Annotated in this window: 21 protein-coding genes; 10 read left to right on the top strand and 11 right to left on the bottom strand. The window is 37.3% G+C overall.

Translation table 11 applies throughout. The annotated features are described in order from the left end of the window. Positions 1-114: 114 nt before the first annotated feature. From ACH0CI_RS00180 to ACH0CI_RS00170, 3 genes are read left to right on the top strand one after another with little or no spacing between them, the layout of a single operon-like run. Positions 115-1113: an ABC transporter substrate-binding protein gene (locus ACH0CI_RS00180; RefSeq protein WP_028411851.1), complete on the top strand. Its 999-nt coding sequence runs from the start codon at positions 115-117 to the stop codon at positions 1111-1113. Between the two features lies 1 nt (position 1114). Next, complete coding sequence (locus tag ACH0CI_RS00175; RefSeq protein ID WP_025750714.1) at positions 1115-1885, top strand: ABC transporter ATP-binding protein; 771 nt, start codon at positions 1115-1117, stop codon at positions 1883-1885. Beyond that, a complete protein-coding gene (locus tag ACH0CI_RS00170; RefSeq protein WP_033579585.1) occupies positions 1872-2678 on the top strand; it encodes an ABC transporter permease in 807 nt (268 codons plus the stop codon). The genes ACH0CI_RS00175 and ACH0CI_RS00170 overlap by 14 nt, the downstream gene beginning before the upstream one ends. A gap of 46 nt (positions 2679-2724) precedes the next feature. Here the strand turns inward: ACH0CI_RS00170 and ytkD are convergent, their stop codons facing one another. From ytkD to ACH0CI_RS00145, 5 genes are all read right to left on the bottom strand, one after another. After that, positions 2725-3195: an RNA deprotection pyrophosphohydrolase gene (gene ytkD / locus ACH0CI_RS00165; protein ID WP_034271379.1), complete on the bottom strand. Its 471-nt coding sequence runs from the start codon at positions 3193-3195 to the stop codon at positions 2725-2727. A gap of 104 nt (positions 3196-3299) precedes the next feature. Further along, a complete protein-coding gene (locus ACH0CI_RS00160; protein ID WP_033579584.1) occupies positions 3300-3620 on the bottom strand; it encodes a hypothetical protein in 321 nt (106 codons plus the stop codon). Between the two features lie 74 nt (positions 3621-3694). Beyond that, positions 3695-4120: a phage holin family protein gene (locus ACH0CI_RS00155; RefSeq protein WP_014457957.1), complete on the bottom strand. Its 426-nt coding sequence runs from the start codon at positions 4118-4120 to the stop codon at positions 3695-3697. An 81-nt stretch (positions 4121-4201) separates the two neighbouring features. Beyond that, the gene (locus ACH0CI_RS00150) at positions 4202-4642 is read right to left on the bottom strand and encodes a Dps family protein (protein WP_013059546.1); all 441 of its coding nucleotides are present in this window, start codon (positions 4640-4642) and stop codon (positions 4202-4204) included. 163 nt (positions 4643-4805) lie between these two features. After that, entirely contained in the window at positions 4806-5279 is a 474-nt protein-coding gene (locus ACH0CI_RS00145; RefSeq protein WP_013059547.1) for an S-ribosylhomocysteine lyase, read from the bottom strand. 150 nt (positions 5280-5429) lie between these two features. Between ACH0CI_RS00145 and yidD the strand changes: the two genes are divergently transcribed. After that, entirely contained in the window at positions 5430-5657 is a 228-nt protein-coding gene (gene yidD / locus ACH0CI_RS00140) for a membrane protein insertion efficiency factor YidD (protein WP_080754454.1), read from the top strand. 3 nt (positions 5658-5660) lie between these two features. On the opposite strand, the gene ACH0CI_RS00135 is transcribed toward yidD, so the two are convergent. After that, entirely contained in the window at positions 5661-6233 is a 573-nt protein-coding gene (locus tag ACH0CI_RS00135) for a beta-class carbonic anhydrase (protein ID WP_028411855.1), read from the bottom strand. A gap of 119 nt (positions 6234-6352) precedes the next feature. Here ACH0CI_RS00135 and ACH0CI_RS00130 point away from each other — a divergent pair, with 119 nt between their 5' ends. Further along, positions 6353-7540 (top strand): GTP-binding protein, encoded by a 1188-nt coding sequence (locus ACH0CI_RS00130; protein ID WP_406900743.1) that lies wholly within the window; start codon positions 6353-6355, stop codon positions 7538-7540. Positions 7541-7623: 83 nt separating this feature from the next. Then, positions 7624-8583, top strand: a complete 960-nt coding sequence (locus ACH0CI_RS00125; RefSeq protein ID WP_028411857.1) for a metal ABC transporter solute-binding protein, Zn/Mn family — start codon at positions 7624-7626, stop codon at positions 8581-8583. A 29-nt stretch (positions 8584-8612) separates the two neighbouring features. On the opposite strand, the gene ACH0CI_RS00120 is transcribed toward ACH0CI_RS00125, so the two are convergent. Continuing rightward, positions 8613-8858 (bottom strand): type B 50S ribosomal protein L31, encoded by a 246-nt coding sequence (locus tag ACH0CI_RS00120; RefSeq protein WP_013059552.1) that lies wholly within the window; start codon positions 8856-8858, stop codon positions 8613-8615. Positions 8859-9010: 152 nt separating this feature from the next. Here ACH0CI_RS00120 and ACH0CI_RS00115 point away from each other — a divergent pair, with 152 nt between their 5' ends. Together ACH0CI_RS00115 and ACH0CI_RS00110 are read left to right on the top strand one after the other, a co-directional pair. Further along, a complete protein-coding gene (locus ACH0CI_RS00115) occupies positions 9011-10345 on the top strand; it encodes a cytochrome ubiquinol oxidase subunit I (protein ID WP_028411859.1) in 1335 nt (444 codons plus the stop codon). Between the two features lie 15 nt (positions 10346-10360). After that, the gene (locus tag ACH0CI_RS00110; protein ID WP_028411860.1) at positions 10361-11398 is read left to right on the top strand and encodes a cytochrome d ubiquinol oxidase subunit II; all 1038 of its coding nucleotides are present in this window, start codon (positions 10361-10363) and stop codon (positions 11396-11398) included. A 29-nt stretch (positions 11399-11427) separates the two neighbouring features. Here ACH0CI_RS00110 and ACH0CI_RS00105 read toward each other — a convergent pair whose 3' ends face one another. Genes ACH0CI_RS00105 through ACH0CI_RS00095 form a run of 3 tightly spaced genes read right to left on the bottom strand, consistent with a single transcriptional unit; the run spans position 11428 to position 12993 of the window. Further along, the gene (locus ACH0CI_RS00105; protein ID WP_034271367.1) at positions 11428-11886 is read right to left on the bottom strand and encodes a flavodoxin; all 459 of its coding nucleotides are present in this window, start codon (positions 11884-11886) and stop codon (positions 11428-11430) included. A 15-nt stretch (positions 11887-11901) separates the two neighbouring features. Continuing rightward, a complete protein-coding gene (locus ACH0CI_RS00100) occupies positions 11902-12657 on the bottom strand; it encodes a hypothetical protein (RefSeq protein WP_406900741.1) in 756 nt (251 codons plus the stop codon). A 54-nt stretch (positions 12658-12711) separates the two neighbouring features. Next, positions 12712-12993, bottom strand: a complete 282-nt coding sequence (locus ACH0CI_RS00095; protein ID WP_028411863.1) for a DUF2325 domain-containing protein — start codon at positions 12991-12993, stop codon at positions 12712-12714. A gap of 207 nt (positions 12994-13200) precedes the next feature. On the opposite strand from ACH0CI_RS00095, the gene ACH0CI_RS00090 reads away from it, so the two are divergent. Together ACH0CI_RS00090 and ACH0CI_RS00085 are read left to right on the top strand one after the other, a co-directional pair. Next, positions 13201-13359, top strand: a complete 159-nt coding sequence (locus ACH0CI_RS00090) for a DUF1540 domain-containing protein (protein ID WP_013059558.1) — start codon at positions 13201-13203, stop codon at positions 13357-13359. Positions 13360-13425: 66 nt separating this feature from the next. Further along, positions 13426-13629 carry a hypothetical protein gene (locus ACH0CI_RS00085; RefSeq protein ID WP_013059559.1) on the top strand — a complete coding sequence of 68 codons (204 nt, stop codon included), beginning with the start codon at positions 13426-13428 and terminating at the stop codon, positions 13627-13629. Positions 13630-13658: 29 nt separating this feature from the next. On the opposite strand, the gene ACH0CI_RS00080 is transcribed toward ACH0CI_RS00085, so the two are convergent. Next, positions 13659-14702, bottom strand: a complete 1044-nt coding sequence (locus ACH0CI_RS00080; protein ID WP_013059560.1) for a ribonucleotide-diphosphate reductase subunit beta — start codon at positions 14700-14702, stop codon at positions 13659-13661. Positions 14703-14717: the final 15 nt, after the last annotated feature.

The following is a 14717-nucleotide window of genomic DNA, read 5'->3' as shown; positions in this document are numbered from 1 at the left end:
GTCGTTGACTACTACTTCTTTGATTTTCCACATAGTTATATAGGCACTCACCTTCTTCCACTTCTTTACATACATTATCATAAAATATTTTATTACTTTAAGGAGGCTTGCTTTATGAAACCAATTAAATGGCTTTTTTCTTTGCTTGCTATTATGATTTTACTCATTCCACTAATTAGCTGCAGCAAAACAACATCTGTACAAACGGTTCGTGTCGGCGAAGTAACTCGCTCTATCTTTTATGCTCCCCAGTACGTCGCTATTTCAAAAGGCTTTTTTGAAGAAGAAGGACTAAAGGTAGATTTAAAAACAACTTGGGGCGGAGATAAGACAATGACGTCACTTTTATCTGATGGCATCGACGTCGCCTTAGTCGGCTCGGAAACGTCAATCTACGTATATGCACAAGGGTCTAGTGATCCCGTCATCAACTTTGCACAGCTAACCCAAACCGACGGAACATTTCTAGTAGCACGTAAAAAGGTCGATCAATTTTCATGGGATCAGCTTAAAGGCAAAACGTTTCTTGGTCAACGCAAAGGCGGCATGCCGCAAATGGTAGGGGAATATGTGTTAAAACAGCATAATATTGATCCTAAAAAAGATGTAAAACTCGTTCAGAACATTGATTTTGCTAACGTTGCGAATGCTTTTGCTTCTGGTACTGGAGATTACGTTCAATTATTTGAGCCAACGGCTAGTATTTTAGAGAAACAAGGAAAAGGACATATCGTTGCTTCCTTCGGAAAAGAATCAGGAACAGTTCCTTATACAACATTTATGGCCAAAGAAAGCTATTTAAAAGATAACCCTGAAGCAGCAGCTAAATTTACTCGAGCTATTTACAAAGCACAAAAATGGGTGAATACACATAGCACAGATGAAATTGCTGAAGTGGTTGCACCGTATTTTGAAGATACACCTAAAGACACGCTAAAAACTGTTATTGACCGCTATAAATCGCAAAAATCCTTTGCAACTAACCCTTTATTAGATGAGAAAGAGTGGGATCATTTACAAACAATCATGGACGAATCTGGAGAACTTCCAAGACACATTGATCACAGCAAGCTAGTCAACACAAAATTCGCAAAAGATGCAATGAGGGAGTAATATGACAAAACTTCACATTCAAGATGTTCAACATATGTACCTTACGACAAAGTCTGCTACCACTGCACTTGAACATATTAATTTGTCTATTGAAGAAGGAGAATTCGTTTCCTTTCTCGGCCCAAGCGGATGTGGAAAAACGACGCTTCTATCGATTATTGCAGGCTTGATTGAACCAACGTCAGGCTCTGTCACAATAGACGGTGAAAATATCGGAACATCAGTTCCAAACATCGGTTATATGCTTCAACAAGATTATTTGTTTCCGTGGAAAACCATTAAAGAAAATATTTTACTTGGGCTTGAAATTCGCGGACAGCTAACAGACAAAACGGAGAGTAAAGCACTGCTGCTCCTAAAAGAAATTGGTCTACAAGGCGTAGATGACCTATATCCACACCAGTTATCCGGAGGCATGAGACAACGCGTCGCTTTAGTCCGAACACTTGCCATTGACCCCGCTATTTTACTCTTGGATGAACCTTTTTCAGCACTTGATTTTCAAACAAAACTCAAGCTTGAAGAACTTGTCTCCAAAACACTGATGACTTATCAAAAAACGGCCGTTTTGGTCACGCACGATATCGGCGAAGCCATTGCTATGAGCAGCCGAATCTTTTTATTCTCAGCCAAGCCAGGAAAAATCGCAAAAACATTCACGGTTCCTTCTATTTTACGAACCCTCTCTCCGTTTGAAGCACGACAGCATCCTGTCTATAACGATTTATTTATGGACATATGGAAGGAGCTTGATCAACTTGAAACCCACTAGCTCCCTAGATACTCTTCACGAAAGCTACCTTCGCAAGGTTCGGGGCGAAAAACGATTAGTACTGAGCGTACAGCTGGTCATTTTCTTAGCCTTTTTTAGCTTCTGGGAACTGGCTTCTCGTTTAAAGTGGATTGACCCTTTAATCTTCAGTTCCCCTACTAAAGTATGGCATTTATTTTTAATTAAACTTGCCGACGGCTCGCTGGCAGAACATATTGGTTTTACGTTATTCGAAACAGTTCTTGGCTTCATTTTAGGCACAGTGCTAGGTATTTTACTTGCAACGGCCCTTTGGTATTCAACTAGGCTTGCACATATATTAGACCCTTACCTCGTTATTTTAAACGCCATGCCTAAAGTAGCGCTGGGCCCTATTTTAATTGTAGCAATTGGGCCAGGATTTTTCTCAATTTTAACGATGGGAGCGATTATATCCGTTATCATTACATCCATCGTCGTTTACACAGCCTTTAAAGAAGTGGATCCAAACTATATTAAATTACTAAAAAGCTTCGGGGCAACGAAAACCCGCTGTTTTAAAGAAGCAATTCTTCCAGCTTCCATGCCTGCCATTATTTCCACATTTAAAGTAAACGTCGGTTTATCTTGGGTAGGCGTCATCGTAGGAGAATTTTTAGTTTCTTCAAAAGGGCTTGGATATATGATTATTTATGGTTTCCAAGTCTTCAACTTTACTCTTGTTCTTCTCAGCTTATTATTAATTGCCATTTTCGCTACGATTATGTACCAAGGCGTGGCTTATCTAGAAAAGAAATTGATCCGACGCTCATAAAAAATACCCCCGTACAAACGGGGGTATTTTCGTTGATATGATGCTTTTACAAAAATGTTCGCTTTACATATTTCATTACATACTGCAAAACATTATCTTTCATAATGAAGCTGTACGCATCATCTTGTTGAATGCCCGAAGGTAGTTCGTCAATCATTACGGGACCATCTGTTTCCATGTAGTCTTCTTTTTTAATTACATTTCCAATCGTAGCAAAATAAATATTTTTAATAATGGTCTTTCCTTTACTTACTACTTTATATTGACCAATATAAGTTAAAGAAGAGACTTCTCCGCCTGTTTCTTCAAACACTTCTCGAACCGCTGCTTCTTCTGGTATTTCATTGCCTTCTAGTTTTCCTCCGGGAAATTCTAAACCTCGTTTTGAGTGATTCGTTAGCAACCATTGATTTTCATACCTGCATACGACCCAAACATGACGTGGAGTTTTCGAGAATGGATTTTTTTCAAATGATAAAAATACTTGATTATGATATGCATCCTTAAATGTGTACATGGTCGACTCAAACTCCATTTGATTTTTCCCTTATTTTATCATACATTACGGCCATACCTGATAAGAAAAGTATGCTCGTACTTTTTTTCTTTGCATTTTACCCCTTATTCCGTTCTATCTGAAGATAAAATATTCATCTGTTTGATATGTGATTTTGTTTCATCGTCTCCCAGCTGATAAAGCATGGCATATATGTCAACTGTTGTTTTATCGTACATATCATTTTGAGAATCATGATGATATTCCAGATACGGAATATGGGATCGCCAAAAGCTTGACCAATCGCTTGAAGCGCGCTGATCTAAATAGGTTCTCAGCTGCTCCACTTCTTCATCTGTTGCTTCAATCGCATAATTCCAATCTGAAGCAGTATTTGACTGATTGATTTCCCCTGAACTCAGAGATACATAATATTTTTTTGTCATGAAAGATATTCAGCTCCTTCTTTCTAGTGCCAACTTATCTTTCTTATGTGTATCTTATTCTTTTTTTATACACTCTACGATTTAAAGCGGTCTTTTAAAATCGCTATTGCTTTTTTTAACGGCTCTGGAATTGGAACCCCTACAATTCTTGCGTTTTCTGTAATTGAAATCATTTCGTTTAAAATATAGAACAAAATAGCTCCATCTCGAATAATATGACCGTTTTCCCAAAATACAGAATCGATAAAGTTTGCTACAGCAATCATGGCAAAAATAAAAATTTTTTTGGCAATTCCTTTAAAACCTACTTTGCTAGATAAACGTTTATTTATAAAAGCTGCAATCGTGCCTGTCAAGTAATCCATTGCCACTAATGCTACTAAAGCCATTAGTAAATAGTCCCACTCTCCAAATAAAAAAAAAGCCAGTGAACCTAAACTTGAAATTATCAAGACAGAAAGCTTCTGCATATCCACTTTTTTCACCCTTTCAGCAGTCATATCCCTACAGTATATGCCGGTGAAAAAAAAGTGTTCGTCCATCTTATCATAAAAAAACCTGCGATTGCTCGCAGGTTTTACTTACTTGCCTAGGAATGACTTTAACATCCACGTATGTTTTTCTAAGCTTTGATGAATAGCTAACAGCATGTCTCCTGTTGTTTCATCGCCCGCTTCACCGGCTGCATCCATTCCTTCTTTTAATTCAGCAGTTAGCGTATCAAAATCGCTTACTAAAGAAGCAACCATGTCTTTAGCCGTTTCGCTTCCATCCGCTTCTTTAATAGAAGAAAGCTCTAACGATTCTTTCATTGTTGCCACAGGTTTTCCTTCTAGTGCTAAAAGGCGTTCTGCAAGGTCATCAATAATTGTAGCTGTTTCCGTATACAGCTCTTCAAACTTTTCATGAAGAGTGAAGAATTGTTCACCTTTCACGTACCAATGAAAATTATGAAGTTTTATGTACATTACACTAAAGTTTGCCACTTGTTTATTAACAATTTCATTTACATTTGCTGCCATATTATTCGCTCCTTTATGAACTCTTTATATAGTATAGTTGTACCCTTTTTTAGTTGATTAAAACATTTTTTTCATAAAAAGAGACATTTCCCTTTCTTTAGACTCAGAGAAACGTCTTCATCTTTTTCCAAATAAAATAAGCAGCCCAGCGGACTGCTTATTTTTAGCCAAATACTTTTTCTAAATCTTCTTTGTCCTGTTCTAACCAGAACTTCATCAAGCGTTTTGCTCCTTCTAAATCGTGAAGTTTTGCTTGACCGCACTGTTTTTCATTTGCTGCTGGAATTTCAGTAATGTTAATTGCATCTTTTAGCGTATCGTCCAACAAATCAATAATTTCACGTACAGTCGGCTCCCCGCTCACTACTAAGTAGTATCCCGTTTGACATCCCATAGGCGAAATATCAATAATATCAAAGTGATCGTATTTTTCTACATGAGTACGAATATTAAAAGCTAATAAATGCTCTAACGTATGAATAACGTCCGGCTTCATTGCTTGTTTGTTTGGTTGGCAAAAACGAATATCGAATTTATTTACAACGCCGTCGCTTCCCACTTTGTGAACACCGCAGTGTCTTACGTAAGGTGCTTTAACCGCATTATGATCTAGCTCAAAACTTTCTACTGATGGCATAATACCACTCCTTTTTTCTTCTTTCACCTATCATAACATGCAATTCCGATATATTTCATCCATTTAATAACCTTTATTTCTTTTAGTTGCTTTTTATTCCTTCTATCCCTTATAGTATGAGCAAACACGAAAGAAAGAACGTGATAATAAATGATTGCAAAGCTTTTGCTTTTACTTATAAAAGGATATCAAAAAGGAATTTCGCCTTTTCTTCCGGCAAGGTGCCGGTTTTACCCTACTTGCTCCCAGTACGGAGTTGAATCCATTAAACGCTTTGGTGCCGTAAAGGGATCTTATTTGACTATAAAACGCATTTTAAAATGCCACCCGTTCCATCCGGGTGGCATCGATGAAGTACCTGAGAAAAAATCACACTAAGCTTTAGTTGTTTTCGATTGCTTCATACCCATTTACAACAACATCTAGCTTTCCTGTATTTGGATCAATAACTAGTCCATGTACAGGAGTATCTTTTGAAAATAGAGGATGATTACGAATTGTCTCTACACTATGCTGAACAGTCTCTTCTACTGAATCAAAACCCGTTAACCATTTTTTCAAGTCCATAGAATATTCAATGGTATTAATCACTTCATCTGAGATGCCTTTTGCTCTTACTTTCTCTAAAAAAGGTTCCGCCTGAAGTTTACCTGCTCCGCAGTCATGGTGACCAATTACACATACCTCATCAGCTTGTAGCTCGTACACAGCTACTAAAATGCTTCGCATAATACTTCCAAATGGATGTGAAACAAGTGCTCCTGCATTTTTAACAATTTTCACGTCTCCGTTACGCAGATTTAAAGCGTGCGGAAGCAGTTCTACCAATCTTGTGTCCATACACGATAAAATAACCATTTTTTTATTAGGGAATTTGCTTGTTTCGTAAAGTTCATACTTCTTTTCTTCTACAAATTTTTTGTTGAATTCTAAAACATCTTGTAATAAGCTCATTTGCTGTCTTCTCCTTCATAAAAAAAATTCTTTCTTGTATTATAATACTTTTTCCTATAAGATGAAAAGTGTTAAATCGTAATCATTATTATTTAAAGACAAGAAAGTAGGTTATAACAGTGAAAAAAATTCCCGTTACCGTTTTAAGCGGATACCTTGGGTCAGGTAAAACAACTCTTTTGAACCATATTTTAAAAAATAAAGAAGGTTTAAAGGTCGCGGTCATTGTCAATGACATGAGCGAAGTAAATATTGATGCAGACTTAGTTAAACAAGGCGGATTTTCTCGAACAGAAGAAAAACTTGTTGAAATGCAAAATGGCTGTATTTGCTGTACGCTTCGAGATGATTTAATGAAAGAGGTAGAACGCCTCGCTGACAATGATGATATTGATTATATTGTCATTGAATCTTCCGGAATCAGCGAACCTATCCCTGTTGCTCAAACATTTACTTATATTGATGAAGAGCTTGGCATTGATTTAACTCAGAAATGTTCATTAGATACGATGGTCACTGTAGTAGATGCTAATCGCTTTTGGGAAGACTTTTCATCCGGCGAAAGCTTATTAGACCGCAAAGAAGGAACGGATGAAAACGATAAAAGAGAAGTGGTTGATTTATTAATCGATCAAATTGAATTTGCAAACGTCATTTTATTAAACAAAGTTGATTTGTTAACAAAAGATGATGCAGATGAGCTGCAGGCTGTTCTTCACAAATTAAACTCAGAGGCCACTGTTATTCAAACAATTAATAGTGAGGTAAAACTTGAAGCCATACTTCATACCGACTTATTCGACTTTGAAAAAGCTAGTCAAGGAGCCGGGTGGATTAAAGAATTAAATGAAGAACACCATACGCCTGAAACAGAAGAGTTTGGTATTTCTTCTTTTGTATATAAAAGGAATCGTCCCCTTCATCCTGAACGCTTTATGAAATGGTTAGAGGACTGGCCGGTTGATATTGTACGTGCAAAAGGATTTTTCTGGCTTGCTTCACGTAACCATATGGCAGGACTTCTTTCTCAAGCAGGTACGTCCATTATGATTCAAGGAGCGGGTGAATGGGTCGCAACGTACACAGCAGAGGAAAGGGAACAAACCTTAAAGGAAGAACCTGAATTACGAGCAAAATGGGATGAACAATTTGGAGACCGTATTAACGAGCTTGTATTGATTGGTATTGATATGAACAAAGCTGAAATAATTGAAACTTTAGACCACTGTTTGCTGACAAATGAGGAAATGAATCAAGATTGGGCTACTTTCAAAGACCCCCTTCCTAAGTTTACAGTAAGTGCGTAAATTTTTAGTTTTCAAATCGTAATAATTACGATATAATAACATAGGTCATAAATGGTTACGATACGAACGGAAGGAGCAACATAATGAAATTCAAACCACTTTTAATGGTGCTGGCATTAGGAATTGGAACAGCCCTTGCAGGGTGCAGTTCAAGCAGTGCAAATAACGCATCTGATAATAAAAATAAAAAATTAGAAGTTTACACAACAATTTACCCTTTACAGGATTTCACTGAAAAAATCGGTGGAAAATATGTAGAAGCTAAAAGCATTTTACCAACCGGTGTAGATGCTCACTCATTTGAACCTACCACAAAAACAATGGTCAAAATCGCAAACGCGGACGCATTCGTTTACTCAGGAATTGGGCTTGAAGGCTTTGCAGATAAAGCACAGTCTACGCTAAAGAATGAAGATGTCGCTTTAGTAGAAGCTGCAAAAGGAATTGAACTAGCAAAGAGTTCTGAAGATGAGCATGCCCACGAGGACGAACATGCACATGAAGAAGAGCATCACCACGGAGATACAGACCCTCACGTTTGGCTTGATCCTATTTTAGCTATTCAATTAGCAGAAAATATTAAAAATGAACTTGTTGAATTAAAACCGGATAAAAAAGCAGAATTTGAAAAGAACTTCCAATCCTTAAAGACTCAGCTTGAAGATGTGAACCAAGAGTTAAAAACAACGATTGGCGACGCACCTCATAAAGAAATTTTAGTATCACATGCAGCCTACGGCTACTGGGAAAAACGATACGGATTAAAGCAAATTAGCGTAGCGGGTTTATCTCCTACAAATGAGCCGTCTCAAAAACAATTAGAAAACATCGTAAAACAAGCAAAAAAAGACCATATCAAATACTTTATCTTTGACCAAAATTTAAAGCCTAAAGTGTCTACGCTTGTAAAAAATGAAGTGGGAGCTCAAGCTTTAACACTTCATAACTTAGAGTCATTAACGAAAAACGATGTTAAAAATAAAGAAGATTATTTCTCCATTATGCAACACAACATTGATACGTTGAAAAAAGCATTATATTAATAAAAAAACTAGCCTCTCGGCTAGTTTTTTTATTGTAATTTATATTTTTGCTTAAAGCGTTCCACACGGCCGCCTTTATCAGCAAATTTTTGTTTTCCTGTATAAAATGGATGTGTATCCGAACTAATTTCAACTTTTAAGAGCGGATATGTGTTGCCATCTTCCCATTGAACGGTCTCATTTGATTGTTTTGTAGATCCTGATAAAAATGATGTTCCGCTATTTGTATCCATAAATACAACTTTACGATAGTCTGGATGAATATTTGTTTTCATTAAATATCTCTCCTTTAAAACAATATATACTTATTATAATCGTAATGATTACTATTTTCAAGTTATATGTTTTACCAATTCTGATGCATAAAGCGTGGTAAAAAGTGGACAATAAGGTTTATCAATACTTTACTGGAAAGGTTGAAAAATGAATGGATCATTTAGTTACTGCACGTTCAATGTTTGGTCTGAACATGGGAGTACATATCATTTTTGCCACTCTTGGCGTCGGCATTCCTCTCATGATTTTATTGGCTGAAATTCTTTACTACAAAACAAAAGATAAAGATTATGAACTTATGGCACAGCGCTGGACAAAAGGAGCTGCTGTCCTGCTTGGAGTCGCTATTCCTACGGGAACGATTGCTGGTGTGCAATTAGCGTTGCTTTGGCCGGGTTTTATGGAAATCGTAGGAAAAGTGATGGCTCTTCCTTTTCAAATTGAAATTTATGCTTTCTTTATTGAGGCTCTTTTTCTCTCTATTTACGTATACGCAGCGGACCGTATTTCTCGAAAAATGAGGATTATCAGTCTCATTTTAGTAGCAATAGGCGCTCTTGCCTCTGCCGTTTTAATTACAAACGTGCACGCATTTGAAGGAACACCTGCTGGCTTTCGAATTTTAAATGGCGAAATTGTAAGCGTAGATCCTTGGGCAGCTTTCTTTAATCCGAGTTTCTTTGTAACGTCCGGTCACGTAGCCGTTTCTGCTTATACAACCGGAGGCTTTGTCATTGCTTCAGTCGCTGCCTTTAAAATGCTTCGTGCGCGAAAACATAACCCAAGAGAATATAAATTCCATCATAAAGCATTGATGATGGGATTAGTAATCGGCGGGATTTTTTCTTTTGTAACAGCTTTGAATGGACATGAATCGATGCAAAAAGTATACGAATATCAACCCGAAAAACTTGCAGCAGCTGAAGGTCTATTTGAAACGCAAGATCATGCGCCATTAGCTTTAGGCGGATTTACAGATGAAAAAGAACAGCGAGTCAAGTATGGCATTGAGTTTCCATGGATGCTCAGCTTCTTGTCGGGTAATAGCTTTAATACAGTGATTACTGGACTCAATGACTTCCCTAGAGATTATTGGCCGCCGCTTTTTGTGCATACCTTGTTTAACGGTATGGTCATTATCGGATCGATTTTAATTTTAGTGGCGCTAGTGGGCGTTGTTTGGTACAAGTTTTTAAAGAAGAAAAGCTTCCCTAAAGTTTTCATGTGGGCTTTTGTCGCAACGGGCCCTCTCGCGATCATGGGCATTGAATTCGGATGGATTTTCGCATGTACAGGCAGACAACCCTGGGTCATTTACCGCATCATGCGTACATCAGAAGCCGTTACTACTTCTGCTAATTTGCATATTTTATTTTTCTTGTTTTTGCTTGTTTATATCGTACTCGTGGCCGCAGTCGCCCTTGTACTGGTGTTTTATTTTAGACGAAATCCGCTTTCTAAAGAGCTTGCTGCGCAAGCAGATTAAAAAGGATGTGAGAATATGGGTGATTCATTACTAGCAATTACTGTAATATGGGGCTTCATTTTTATCTATGCTGTAATGGGAACGATGGACTTTGGAGCTGGTTTTTGGTCGATGGTCTATATTAACCGTACGAAAACAAATGCTACAGATGTAGCAAACAGATATCTATCGCCTACTTGGGAAGTAACCAATGTATTTATCGTTGCGATTGTTGTTGCGCTGTTTAGCTTTTTTCCGCGAGCTACATTTACGCTTGGAACAGTGCTACTAGTACCGGGGAGTATCATTTTACTTCTCTTATCTATTCGAAGCGGATTTTTAGTGTTTTCACACTATGCTGGCAGTTTCAAATATCGGAGAGCGTTGGTTTATGTATCTGGTATATCTGGCGTATTAATTCCTGCTTTTTTAATCGCCGTACTGCCCGTAAGTCAAGGTGGATTTATTGATGTAATTGACGGAACGCAGCGATTAAATTTAGCAAGAGTGTTTTCAAGTCCGCACGTCTATTCATTTATTGGTTTTGCCATTACCTCTTCCCTGTTTCTGTCGTCTCTTTTATTAGCAGATTACTCGAAGTCATCTGACGAAATGGAAGCTTATGCGGTCTATCGGCGCGATGCGCTCATTACAGGACCTCTTTCACTGCTAATGGCTATCTTTATTATGATTACAATGCAATCAGAAGCCAGCTGGTTATATGATAAAATGATGCAGTTTAAGCCTCTTCTTTACGGGTCTGTAGGTCTATTTGTAGTAGCTGGTATTGCTCTGCTGCTGCCTTCTCAAAAAGGAAAAGGAATGCCTCGTTTAGCCGTGGTATCAATCGTCCTCCAATATTTCTTAGCAAGTTACGTATACGGACGAAGTCATTTACCGTATGTCGTGTATCCAAACGTAACGATTGAGAATGGATTTACACATCCCGATGCGTTCCATTCGTTATTTATTGTGTATATTGTTGGCTTTGCGATTTTATTTCCTGGCTTCTTTTATTTCTGGCGTCTATTTATGAAAGATAATAAAGAATACAGCAAAAAGAAGCCATATTAAAAACCCGGTCAGCACTTGACCGGGTTTTCTTATGAAGCAGCAGATTTTGCCACTACTTCAGCAAAGTCTTTAGCAAATACCTTACATTTTTCTACATCTTCTCCAAAGGGAGAAAGCTCGATTTTCAAACCAGGAACAGCTATATTTCCGTTGCGTCCCTTTATTTTTTCTTCAATTAAATCAACTGCTCCGCAAAAAACATCATATGATGAATCACCTGAACCAAATACAGCCATCTGCTTTTGACTGAGATCTATATCATCCATTTCATCATAAAGATCTAAAAAATCATCTGGCAGCTCTCCATCTCCCCACGTATAAGCTCCAAAGATAATAGATTCTGCCAATACAAGGTCCGAAGCATCAATGTCATATACTTCTGCTCGTTTCACATGCAATCCATGCTTGACTAATTCTTCTTCGATCAAATCGGCTATTGCTTCTGTGTTGCCTGACATACTCGCATAAGCTAGTAAGATTTCCTTCATGTAAATGACGCTCCTTTACACCAGCAGTGTGGACCGCACATCCCCTTCTTCATCACATTCTTGCTTAAGAGGACAGTTTTCACACTCACTGGATGCATAGTTCTTTTGAAAATGTTTTGGTTCCATTAACACACTTTTGACAATATGTAGTTGAAGTATGGCTTTTTCATAATCGCCTGTTGCAATATAATAAGTTGTTGTTTCTCCGGTTAATAATGAATAAAAACGAATTTGTTCAGGAACCTTTTTAAAAGCTTGTTTCGAAAAAACGATAATAAAGTCTTTCATTGCGTTCTTTACTTCTTCATGGTCATCTAGAATGAATTTTGTTACCGTATAAGACTTCTCTGTCCATGCAGCAAAATCAATGGTCAGAGAAAGGTTGCTTTGAATTTCTTCTACATAAACGCTGTATTTCTCAAACACAAAAAGTGGTAGCTCCACATGTGTTTTCTCGCCTAAAAACCTCAGTAAATAATCACTTACTTTAGCTAACACATCGTAATAGTGAATGGGTGATGAAAACATATTTGGCTTTAGACGCCAATATTTTTCAATAAGCTGTAAAACATAGAGGTTTGAGCGATACTCAACTGGCTTGCTATAGTATGTTTTAATGATTTGATGGACGGTTACTTGAACATGCTGTTTCCAATCTATAGATGTCTTTTTCAAAAGAAGCTGCTGCTGATAAAATTTGTACGGACATCGAATAAATTGTTCGATGTGGTTATTGGAGAGTGTCTTTATATGCACTTTCATCGGTTCCATCTATGTCTCACCACCATAATTGAAATTCATTCTCAATAATGATCAAAAATTAAATCATGAAATTTGCTCAATCACTTTACGAATAGCACTCCATGAATGTTTGACGAAATAAATTGGTTTTTGCTGTTTTTTTGCTTTCTCTTTAATGACTTTTGCCATATTGTGATTAATAAAATCCGTAATAACTAATACAAACCCAATATGTTCGGGAATTTCTCGCTTCACCATATTGCTTTTACGGCCATCTAAATGAATTACTTCATTAAACCCTTCTCCCGCTAGACGATCTGTAATATGCTTTAACCTGTCTCCTCCTACAACCATGACTGATGACATGTTTGTTCCCTCCCAATTAATTATTCATTTAATGATTTGACAACAACCTGTATTCTTTACTATATATACAGTTTAATTGAGAATGATTCTCTTTGTCAATGTTTAATTGATAAAAATTCTCAATTAAAATGAAAGTCTACCACCTTTCTTATAAGTTAGTTGAATTTTGACCATACTATAGCTATCACATACAAAGGAGGGTTAACGTTGGAACAAAACATTCTTTGTGAAGTAAACAACTGTCACTTTTGGAAAAATGGAAATCACTGCAGTGCAGAAGAAATTTACGTAGTAAGTCATAGCGGAAAACATGCAGCAAGCAGCTATGAAACAGACTGTAAAACGTTCAAGCCAACTGAAGCGTAACCCGCAAAAGGACAGCCTCTGGGTTGTCTTTTTTCTCTCTTCAAGATTATAAAAAAGGAGACTAGTATGAAGACTGAACAACTGATTCATTTTTTTAAAGAAGAAGCCATAAAAGCAAATGAACAAACCTTTCCAATCTATGTACAATCATTTACTCATTTATGGACATACAAATGGGGAACACTTGAAAACATTCCAGAAGAAATTGATGACTTAATTACCACACGTGCGTTAGAACTTGGACTTATTCACTTAAAAAAAGCTGACTAATCAATAAGGAAATTAGTCAGCTTTTGTGTTTATAGATCATCAAATCCATTTGCATCTGATGCTTTTGTATATTGTCGTGATTTCTGTTCAAAGAAATCGGTTTTCCCTAAATCTACCTCTTGATAAGCAATAATCCAACGAAGAGGATTTTCAATCGGTGCTTCTGGGAAAGCAGCTCGACCGAAGCCTAACTGATTACAGCGTTTATTCGCCATATATTCAATGTACTGCTGCAGTTCTTTCATCGTAATGCCGTCGAATTTTTCTCCAATAACAGATTCCGCCCATTCAATTTCAAGACGAGCTGCCTCTTGGAACGTTTCAACTACAAACGTTTCTAGCTCCTCCGTACGATAAGCTGGATTTTCATTTAGTACTTCCTTGAAAATCTTTTCAAATAACCCAACGTGAAGCTGTTCATCACGATTGATATAATTAATCATCGTAGATGTCGCCACCATCTTTTGATTTCTCGCAAGATTATAGAAGAACGCAAATCCGCTATAGAAGAAAAGTCCTTCTAAAATAACATCATATACCATAGACTTCAAAAAGTTTTCAACCGTTGCTTCTTCGCTAAATGCTTTATATCCGTTTGTAATAAAGTCATTTCGTGCGCGAAGCTTTTCGTCTGTACGCCAGTATTCAAATACTTCATCTTGTTTTCCTTTTGGTACAAGACTTGATAAAACATATGAATACGAATGATTATGAACCACTTCTTGCTGCGCTAAAATAATCATTAGAGCGTTAATCGAAGAATCGGTTACATAGTCAGCTACTTTGCTAGCATAATCTGATTGAATACTGTCCAGTAGCGCCAGCAGGCCAATAATTTTTAGAAAGCTCTCTTGTTCGTCAGCGGTTAACTGAGGGAACTGTTTAATATCTTGCCCCATATTAATTTCAAACGGCGTCCAGAAATTAGCTAGCATACGCTTGTATTTAGGGAACGCCCATGAAAATCGGACGTCATCCCAGTTTAGAATATTGGAGCTCTTGCCGTTGATGATTCCTGTCGAACGGTTCGGAGCTGTTTCGTTCATTAATTCTCGTTTTAACATGCTTGTCATCAATTATTCACTCCT

Source organism: Priestia sp. 179-F W1.4 NHS (assembly GCF_045369295.1).
Classification (GTDB): Bacteria; Bacillota; Bacilli; order Bacillales; family Bacillaceae_H; genus Priestia; species Priestia zanthoxyli.
The sequence above is the reverse complement of the archived record's forward strand: the minus strand, read 5'-3'. Positions and strand labels throughout refer to the sequence as shown.